This window comes from uncultured Nostoc sp. (assembly GCF_964247315.1).
In the GTDB taxonomy this organism is placed as follows: Bacteria; Cyanobacteriota; Cyanobacteriia; order Cyanobacteriales; family Nostocaceae; genus Nostoc.
Genome location: NZ_CAXTTT010000193.1, coordinates 1 through 9,592, shown reverse-complemented (window position 1 = coordinate 9,592; position 9,592 = coordinate 1). Strand labels below are relative to the sequence as shown.

The window sequence follows — 9,592 nt, the reverse complement described above, 5'->3', positions numbered from 1 at the left end:
TATCAAAGACTCATTCACGAGTATCAAAGACTCATTCACGAGTATCAAAGACTCGCCCACGAGTATCAAAGACTCGTCCTCTATTCTCCATGCCCAATGCCCATGACAACTAAAACATTAGGACTCGAACAAAACCTCCACGACTATTTACTGTCAGTTTCTCTTCGAGAACCGGAAATTTTGACCCAACTAAGACAGGAAACAGCCCAGTATCCGATAGGGAGAATGCAGATTGCTCCCGAACAAGGGCAGTTTTTGGCGTTACTGGTGCAGTTGCTAGGAGCTAAGAAAACTTTGGAAATTGGGGTATTTACAGGTTATAGTTCCCTGGTGGTCGCATTGGCGTTACCAAAAGACGGTAAGGTGGTAGCCTGTGATATCAGTGAGGAATTCACAACGATCGCTCGGCGCTATTGGCAGCAAGCAGGAGTGGCGGATAAAATTCAACTGCACATTGCCCCAGCTTTGCAGACATTGGATTGGCTACTGGCAACAGAAGCAGAAACTTTTGATTTTGCCTTTATCGATGCAGATAAGAGCAACTATGATCGCTATTATGAGCGATCGCTGCAATTAGTGCGTCCGGGGGGATTGATTGCGATCGATAATGTTCTCTGGTCAGGTAGGGTTGCCGATCCCCAAGTGCAAGATAATAGAACTAAAAGAATTCGTGCTTTTAATCAAAAACTGCATCAAGACCAGCGAGTTAGTCTTAGTTTAGTAGCGATCGCAGATGGCTTAACTTTGGCACTGAAAAAGTAAGTTTAGCGAAAATAGCTCTTATTGCTCTAACATTTGGAAGAATCGGGTAAAGTAATCTGGAAAAGTCTTCGCTGTGCAACCAGGATCTTTAATTACAATCCCTGGAACCTTCAAGCCAGTGACAGCAAAAGCCATCGCCATTCGATGATCGTGATAGGTTTCAATCGCCGCCGGGGTAATGGGGCCAGGCTCAATTTTTAGTCTATCTGCAAATTCTTCAACCTCAACACCTAACCGTCGCAACTCTGTAACCACAGCTTTAATTCGGTCAGTTTCCTTATATCGAATATGTTCCACGTTACGAATGGTAATTGGAGAACTGGCAAAGGGGGCGATCGCTCCTAATGTTTGCACCAAATCCGATATATCATTCATATCAATGTCGATGCCTTGCAATTGCTTTGGCCCCGTCACTTCAGTGTAATCATCCGAATCCTTAATTTGGCAACCCATCTGTTCTAAAACATTCAGCCAGAGAATATCACCTTGACAGGATTGTTTGGTCAAATGTTTTACCCGCACCCGTCCACCCGTGACGGCGGCGGCGGCAAAAAAGTAAGAAGCATTTGACGCATCGGGTTCTACTGTGTAATGTCGAGCTTGGTAACGTTGACCTGCTTTAATCTGAAATTGATTATCGCCAATTTGAATCACCTCCACGCCAAAATCTGCCATCAGCCGACAGGTCATTTTGACGTAAGATTGAGAAACTAATGTCCCCTCAACCTCAATGTTCGTATCTTGTTGAGCATAAGGCGCAATCATCAGCAATGCCGAAAGTTGCTGACTTGTTTGGTTAGCTTTCAACCGAAAATTTCCGCCAGCGAATCCCTGGCTATTGACGGTGTAAGGCATAAACCCAGAATTTCCCTCAAAGTTAACGGTTGCTCCACCCGTTTGTAGCACCGTCAGCATGTCGCCCATCGGCCGTTCTCGCATCCTGGGAACCCCATCTAGCCGATATTCGCCGTTACCCAATGCCACCAGCGCCGAGATAAACCGTGCTGCTGTACCTGCCAAACCCACAAATAAATCTGCCTGTTTAGCTGGAATCTCCCCTCCTCTTCCCGCCACTTGAATTTGTGCCAGTTGAGGATTCAAAGTAATGGGAATGCCCAACTGCTCTACGCATTTGGCAAAATACTCGCTGTCTTCACTAAATAAGGCATTTTCTAAAATTGAGTCACCTTGTGCTAACGCCGCGACAAGCAACGCTCGATTGGTAAGACTTTTAGAGCCGGGAATTTCTACCGTGGCATCCACTGGCCGATTCAGAGCAGGAATTGCAATGGTATCCACTTTAAACCTCTACGTAGGCGGTTAGCTACAACTTTCTTTATATATTCCCATATCTTGAGCAAAAGGGGCAGGGGAGTAAAGAGTGTGAGTTACAAGTAAATAGTGAGGAATAAAATTTTAAAACTTATAATTTAAAACTCGCCTATAACTCAGCACTGGCTCAACGCCAGCTATCCGCTAACAGGACTCTAGAAAGATGCAATTTATCGATCAAGCAAAAATTGAAGTTGAAGCTGGTAAGGGCGGCGATGGTATTGTCGCTTTCCGGCGAGAGAAGTACGTGCCGACTGGCGGCCCCTCTGGTGGTAATGGGGGACGAGGTGGTTCGATATTTTTCGTTGCCGAAGAAAACCTACAAACTTTGTTGGACTTCAGATACAACCATCGCTTTCAGGCAGAAAAGGGGACTCGTGGCGGGCCAAATAACTGCACTGGGGCAGCAGGAAAGGATTTAATTATTGAAGTTCCCTGCGGTACAAGCATTTATGATGCTGAAACTGGCGAACTACTAGGGGATTTAATTGAGCCTAAACAGACTTTGCTGATTGCCCAAGGTGGTAAAGGCGGGCTGGGAAATCAGCATTTCTTGAGTAACCGTAATCGCGCCCCAGAATATGCCCTCCCAGGATTACCAGGGGAAATAAAGCAGCTACGTCTGGAGTTAAAACTTTTAGCAGAAGTGGGGATTATTGGCTTACCAAATGCTGGTAAATCCACTTTAATTTCATCTTTATCAGCTGCACGTCCAAAAATCGCAGATTACCCTTTTACTACGCTCATCCCAAATTTGGGTGTAGTGCGGAAACCTACTGGCGATGGTACTGTTTTCGCCGATATTCCCGGACTAATTGAGGGAGCAGCTCACGGAGCAGGGCTGGGACATGATTTCTTGCGCCACATCGAGCGCACGCGGGTGCTACTTCACTTAATTGATGCTACTAGTGATGATGTGGTTAGAGACTACTACACAATTAAGGAAGAATTACAAGCTTATGGACGGGGTTTAGCAGAACGTCCGCAAATTTTGGCGCTGAATAAAATTGATGCAGTCGATCGGGAAACTGTCGATTTGGAGGCGTTAGCCACCCAACTTAATCATCTTTCCTACGCCCCGGTTTTTGTGATTTCTGCGGTGACTCGCACCGGGTTAGAGCCGATGTTACAGGAAATTTGGGGAATTCTCGACCAAATGAAGGTTCCTGAAGAAGTGGAGGCTTTTAGATAATTACTAATTCGTAATTCGTAATTCGTAATTACTACTTTCAGAAGGAAAGTAGCTGTTGGCAGTAGAAATAGTTTTTTTTACTTACGGGATGAAGCTTTTAAAATTACGAATTACGTAGCTTGCTTCTCGCTAGAGGCGAGTATTATCAATTAGGAATTATGTTGATGTATCCTGGATTAGAGGAATCTTAATCACAAACTCAGCGCCTTGTCCTAGCTGCGAAAAACATTCTAAGGAACCGCCATGTCTTTCTGTAATGATTTGGTAGCTAATGGCAAGACCCATTCCTGTACCTTGACCGATGGGTTTGGTGGTAAAGAAGGGGTCAAATAGTTGTTTTTTAACATCTTCTGGTATTCCCAACCCATTATCGGTAATCTTAATTGTTACCTGATTTGGCTCCTGTAGTTGAGTGCGAATGCAAATTTGCGGGGAAGTTCTTTGCTCTATGTTTCGGGCATTTTCCCAAAAGATAGGACAAATGATGAATGACTCTTCCAAGGCATCGATCGCATTTGACAAAATATTCATAAATACTTGATTTAGCTGCCCTGCGTAACATTCAACCAACTGTAGCTTACCGTATTCTTTGATTATTTCAATTGTCGGACGTTGGTCATTACCCTTGAGGCGGTTTTGCAAAATCATCAAAGTACTGTCGATTCCCTGATGGATATCAACAGCTTTCATTTCGGCTTCATCCAAGCGCGAAAACGTTCGCAGGGAAAGTACAATCTCGCGAATGCGGTCTGCCCCAACTTTCATTGAATTGATTATTTGTGGAAAATCTGATTTCAAAAAGTCTAGTTCGATTTGGTCTGCAAAATCCTGAATTTCTAGCACAGGTTCAGGATAATGACTTTGGTAAAGTTGCAAAAGTGAAAGTAAATCTTGGGTGTATTCCTTGGCAGGGCTGAGGTTGCCATAGATAAAATTGACTGGGTTGTTGATTTCGTGTGCCACTCCTGCAACTAGTTGACCCAAACTGGACATCTTTTCAGTTTGAATTAAGTGAGTCTGGGTGTGTTGAAGTTCGCAAAGTGCAACTTTAAGTTCTTGGGCTTGTTGTCGTAGTTGCGCTTCCGACTTTAGCAAGGCTTCCTTAGCTTGTTTGCGTTCTGTGATGTCCCTAACAATAGCTACCCGACAGAAAGGCTCTCCTGTTGCAGGATGTTTAACTATAAACAGGCTGCAATCAGTGGGAATTTCTATACCCGTTTGAAAATGCCTGTAGCGAAACTCGCCTTGCCAGAAACTATGTTGAAATATCAAAGGAGTAATTTGCTGTATCAACTCTGCAAAAGCTTCTGGGGAATAAAAATCAACCAAGGATTTGGTTTTGGCTACTTCCAGGCTACTAAGTCCCACCATCTTCAGCCCGGCAGGGTTCACATAGAGAATTTGTCCTTCCATTGAAGCAATGCCAATAAAGTCGCTGCTATTTTCAATCAAAGCGACAAATTTTTGCTGTTCCTCTTCAGATCGTTTGCGTTCTGTGATGTCTAACACCATTGAGGCAACACCAAGCACCTGGCCATCAGCAGCCACTAACGGGTTGTTATACCACTCACCGACTATCGTCTTACCATCTTTAGTGACGTTCTCATTGACACTAAAACTCCCTCCTTGTTGTGTTAACAGGGCAATGAGAATCTCATTTACGTGCTTTCTAGCGTTTTCAGGTACTATGATTTCAAAAGGATTCCCCAGCATTTCCTCTGTGGTGTATCCAAAGATTCTTTCTGCTGCTCGATTCCATGTCTGAACCTGAAAGTTGGTATTCCATTCAATAATGGCTAAAGGTGTTTGTTCTATCAACAACGCCAGTCTTTGCTGTGAAGCCCTAAGTTGTGCCTCTGCTTGCTTGTATTCGGTAATGTCGCGATAATACCAAACCCTACCGTAATAGTCTTCTAGAGGTGATATCTCATCACAAGTCCCTTGCTGTTTACGCACGGGTGCAGAATAGCGCTCAAAAATCTTTCCAGACTTGAGGAAAATCTCATCACGGCTGCTTTCCTCTGGATGCTGGTAAAGATACTTCACCTTAGCCAGAAATTCGTCTGGATTTACTAGTTGGTCTAGTACCCATCCTATAAGTTGGCGATCGTCGCGTGTTTCGAGGATTGCAGCAGGAATTTGCCATAACTGGGAGAATTTCTGATTAAATGATGTAACTGTAAGATTTTCATCAATAATTAAAATTGCGTCAATGGAAGCTTCTTGTTGAGCTTGGAGTACAGCATTCATGCGGTGTAGGTTTTTCTCTGCTTGCTGGCGTAAGCGAAGCTCGTCGTAGACATCGCGCAGTGCAGCTTGCTGTTCGCTGATGTCGCCAAGCAACCAACGCCAGCCGACCTGCTGACCCTGTGAATTATACATCGCAACCATCCTAATCCGAGCCGGAAAGGCTGTACCTCTTCCTGGCTGTAGATAGACTTCCCAATCCTGCACCTGCTGCAAATTTGCCAGTTGGTTCATGAAGGTTTGGCGGTCTGATTCAGCAATAAACAGGATGAATGGTTTACCTACCAGAAATTTTTGTTTCACAGATAGTAAAGCTGCGGCTACATAGTTAGCCTCTTTGATGATGCCGGCTACATCAGTCACTAAGTAAGCATCTGGGGCGAGATCAAACAAATCTTGGTAACGCCGATGCTCTAATTCAGCCATTTCACGAGCGATCGCTAATTCTTCGTTTTGTTGACGCAGTTCTTCTTCAACTACCCGGAGTTTTTCTAAGGTTTCCATCAAATTGGTAATATCAGTAATGCCAGTCACAACCGCAATCTCGGCTTCTTTGTGTAAAATGATGTCACGAATACTACCCACGAGAAATTTATTACCAGTCTCATCCTCAAAGCAAGACCTTTTTGTAGAGATGAGATGAGTTATACCCTGAGCATCGGTAAAAAGTTCCTGGCTCTCATTAGTAATATTTGTGGTGAAAACCAATTCATCTTTTTCCCGAAACACATCAGCTTCTGCTTGCAGAAAAAAATCATAGTCTGACTTGCCAATTAATTCTTCTCGGCTATGACCGACGAAATCACAGTAGGTATCGTTAAGTAATACCCAACGATATTGACGGTCTTTGACAAAAATTGGGTCAGATATGCCGTTGATTGTCTGATACAGAAATGTCAAAGAAAAGTTTTGCTGCTGTGTGTTTTGTTTTGGCGCGGATTTATCTAAAAATCTAGGATGGTTCATACCCGAATTTATCTCTAAAATTGAGCTAAACAGCTTTTGTTTAGCTCCGTGTGTGTCAGCATTAGTATGATTTATTATTCCCAGACTAAATATTGATGCAACAGGGGATTGGGGACTGGGAAGATTTTGTTCTCTAGGGGAATAAAGAGATTAGGTTTGGTCAGGCGATGCCTGCGGCGGGCTACGCCAACGCATTCATCAACTGTGGCGCGGCTGTTTTGAGTAGCATAATTGATACAAAACCTTAAAATGCTTGCGGTATCGTCAAATTCGTAGATTAGACTAGAACCACAGGGTAACAATCAGAGGAAGATTATGATGAGCGATCGCGACTATACCTTAATCATTGACAAAAGCGGTAGTATGTCTACACCCGACCAAGTGGGCGGTAGAAGTAGATGGGAAATCGCCCAAGAGTCTACTCTCGCTTTGGCCAGAAAAGCCGAACAGTTTGACCCCGATGGCATCACCGTTTACGTGTTTTCTGGTAGATTTAAACGCTACGATGATGTCACCTCAGCCAAAGTCGCTCAGATATTTCTCGAAAATGACCCTTCTGGCACGACAAACTTAGCAGGTGTACTCCAGGATGCTCTCAATAACTACTTTCAACGCAAAGCAGTTGGTAAAACCAAGCCAAACGGAGAGACAATTTTAGTGATCACCGATGGTGAACCAGACGATCGCAAGGCTGTGTTTGAAGTCATCATTCATGCTACTCGCCAAATGGAACGTGATGAAGAATTAGGAATTTCGATTATTCAAGTAGGTTCAGATGCCCAAGCAACTAAGTTCCTCAAAGCTTTGGATGACCAGTTGCAAAGTGTTGGTGCTAAATTTGATATTTGCGATACTGTCACTTTAGACGACTTAGAAGAAATGAGTCTTGTAGATGTATTGACGAATGCAATAACTGACTAATATGTTTGTCGATCGCCCATAGTTCAGTAACTGTTAATTCTTAATTGGAGAATTGAATAATGCTAGAGAATCGTGATTATACCTTGATTATTGACAAAAGCGGTAGTATGGCAACCCAAGATCAAAAGGGTGGTAGAACTAGATGGGTTGCAGCCCAAGAATCAACTTTAGCTTTAGCTAGTAAGTGTGAGCAATTTGACCCAGATGGTATTACTATCTATGTATTTTCTGGCAAATTCAAGCGATACGAAAATGTCACATCCAGCAAGGTATCACAAATTTTTCGAGAAAATGATCCTTCTGGTACAACTGACTTGGCAAGTGTGTTAAAACATGCAACTGATGATTACCTTCAACGCAAAGCAGCCGGTCAAACCAAGCCAAATGGTGAAACAATTTTAGTAGTTACTGATGGTGAGCCGGACGATCGCAAAGCAGTCATGAGGGTGATTATTGAAGCTTCTCGCCGCATCGATCGAGATGAAGAATTAGCTATTTCTTTTATTCAAGTTGGCACAGATCAGCAAGCTACCCGCTTTCTCAAAGTATTAGATGATGAACTCCAAAGTGCTGGTGCTAAGTTTGATATCTGTGACACCATTACTATGGAAGATATGGAAGATTTGAGTCTATCGGAAGTGCTACTCAATGCCATTAATGACTAGCTATACTATTTATTAGGAATTGTCAAAATGGATTCCATTGACAAGCTATTAGCTGAACTCCAAACTGAATACAAAGAAGTACAACCACAACAGCAGCAGCCAAAATCAGCCACAGCCAAATCGTTTATTTCATCATCGCCAAAGTCGGCATCTTTTATAGATAAGCTTTTGGCAGATGTTAAGGCTGATTTTGTCCAAGAGGATGCTGCTATTGAATTAAAAAGGCAGCAAGAACTAGAACAAGAACGAATTCAACAAGAACAACTCAAAGCCAAACAACTAGAGGCTTTGCAAGTGCAAGCGAAAGAATGGTTAGCCAAAGTAGATCCACTTTCGTCTGAAGGACTTTGGTTTGAAAGGTTTGCGGAAAGTTACTCCTCAAAATTAGAGGCAGCAATTGAATATTTAAGAAACAATGAATAAACTCACAATAAATACACTACAATTTTCATTTTTCTATAAAACCATATCAATTCTCCATAAACAATCCTTAACCCAAACGGCATGATTTTTATGCAAGAAAAAATCATGCCGTTTTATCGTCCAAACATTCTTTTTTTATCCGGTGCATCTGGAGTTGGGAAGACAACAATTACAATTTTAAGGATTGCGGTTGAGAAAGCTGGATTGTCAGCTAAGGGAATTAGTACTCACAGTACACGTCGGACTTTCATCACCAATCTTGCGAACAAGGGTATCAACTTGGTCACGATCAAAAAAATTACTGGTGATTCTGACTTAAAAGTGCTTTCAGCATATAGCAATCCTTGCAGGAGTCGTGAAAAATATAGATAAGGAAACGAACCGCCTTCGCGTAGCGTCTCGTTAGAGAAGAACGCCAAGGACGCAAAGGGAAGAAAGAACAAAGAGATATATAATTTTCACAAATGATTTAGGACTGCTATACATCAAGGTTAGTGATGACGACGTAAAGAGCGCGATCGCAACTCTATGAACGCCAAACTCTTATTTCTCCAAATCGAGATTTTCTCCCTTGCGCTTGCAGCACGGTGAGTATGAACATCCTGTAATGAATGGCTATGGCACTGGAGAATCTTGCAAATCAGGTATGGGAGCAGGTTGACGAGATTTACCCTAACTTATGACAAAGCTTGGGGTTGCAGATAAGCTGAAAATCTAAAATTTCAAAACTATCTGCGATCGCAATTTCCACATCTGCCTTTTTACGCTTGGCCCTGATACTACCCACGCTACCCAAGTAAACGCGATTTTTCTTGCGGCCTACCATCCAGCAATAGCGGTAGTACCAATATTTATTAGCAGACCTTTCGACCTAGTACTTTTCTACCCAATGGGTATCGTGTTGGAGCGCAACTTTTTTTCGCAGAGTAGGGCGCATACTCCTACGGAGAAGCAAGCTACGCGCAGCGTCTCGTCAGAGAAGGACACAAAGGAAGAAAGAAAATTTGGCACAGCTTTACAAAGAAATGGTATAGCGTTTCTTAGTCTGGTGAAGTACAGTAACAAGAATGGGTAAACCAGTTAT

9 protein-coding genes are annotated in these 9,592 nt (G+C 42.9%); 6 read left to right on the top strand and 3 right to left on the bottom strand.

The features are described 5' to 3' along the window. Positions 1 to 102: 102 nt before the first annotated feature. Positions 103 to 762, top strand: coding sequence for a class I SAM-dependent methyltransferase (locus tag ACFE93_RS32855; protein WP_375480026.1), 660 nt, complete (start codon positions 103 to 105; stop codon positions 760 to 762). Between the two features lie 18 nt (positions 763 to 780). Here ACFE93_RS32855 and aroA read toward each other — a convergent pair whose 3' ends face one another. After that, entirely contained in the window at positions 781 to 2,061 is a 1,281-nt protein-coding gene (gene aroA / locus ACFE93_RS32850) for a 3-phosphoshikimate 1-carboxyvinyltransferase (protein ID WP_375480024.1), read from the bottom strand. 196 nt (positions 2,062 to 2,257) lie between these two features. Between aroA and obgE the strand changes: the two genes are divergently transcribed. Continuing rightward, positions 2,258 to 3,286 (top strand): GTPase ObgE, encoded by a 1,029-nt coding sequence (gene obgE / locus ACFE93_RS32845; protein WP_375480022.1) that lies wholly within the window; start codon positions 2,258 to 2,260, stop codon positions 3,284 to 3,286. A gap of 156 nt (positions 3,287 to 3,442) precedes the next feature. Here obgE and ACFE93_RS32840 read toward each other — a convergent pair whose 3' ends face one another. Next, the gene (locus ACFE93_RS32840; RefSeq protein ID WP_375480020.1) at positions 3,443 to 6,499 is read right to left on the bottom strand and encodes a PAS domain S-box protein; all 3,057 of its coding nucleotides are present in this window, start codon (positions 6,497 to 6,499) and stop codon (positions 3,443 to 3,445) included. Between the two features lie 315 nt (positions 6,500 to 6,814). On the opposite strand from ACFE93_RS32840, the gene ACFE93_RS32835 reads away from it, so the two are divergent. The 4 genes from ACFE93_RS32835 (at position 6,815) to ACFE93_RS32820 (ending at position 8,880) form a co-directional block, all read left to right on the top strand. Then, positions 6,815 to 7,420 (top strand): VWA domain-containing protein, encoded by a 606-nt coding sequence (locus tag ACFE93_RS32835; protein ID WP_375480018.1) that lies wholly within the window; start codon positions 6,815 to 6,817, stop codon positions 7,418 to 7,420. Positions 7,421 to 7,479: 59 nt separating this feature from the next. Next, positions 7,480 to 8,085: a VWA domain-containing protein gene (locus ACFE93_RS32830; RefSeq protein WP_292869171.1), complete on the top strand. Its 606-nt coding sequence runs from the start codon at positions 7,480 to 7,482 to the stop codon at positions 8,083 to 8,085. A 27-nt stretch (positions 8,086 to 8,112) separates the two neighbouring features. Then, positions 8,113 to 8,508: a salt stress protein, Slr1339 family gene (locus ACFE93_RS32825; RefSeq protein WP_375480016.1), complete on the top strand. Its 396-nt coding sequence runs from the start codon at positions 8,113 to 8,115 to the stop codon at positions 8,506 to 8,508. A 90-nt stretch (positions 8,509 to 8,598) separates the two neighbouring features. Beyond that, positions 8,599 to 8,880, top strand: a complete 282-nt coding sequence (locus tag ACFE93_RS32820; RefSeq protein WP_375480014.1) for a tyrosine-type recombinase/integrase — start codon at positions 8,599 to 8,601, stop codon at positions 8,878 to 8,880. A gap of 295 nt (positions 8,881 to 9,175) precedes the next feature. On the opposite strand, the gene ACFE93_RS32815 is transcribed toward ACFE93_RS32820, so the two are convergent. Beyond that, the gene (locus ACFE93_RS32815) at positions 9,176 to 9,334 is read right to left on the bottom strand and encodes a hypothetical protein (protein ID WP_375480012.1); all 159 of its coding nucleotides are present in this window, start codon (positions 9,332 to 9,334) and stop codon (positions 9,176 to 9,178) included. Positions 9,335 to 9,592 lie beyond the last annotated feature (258 nt).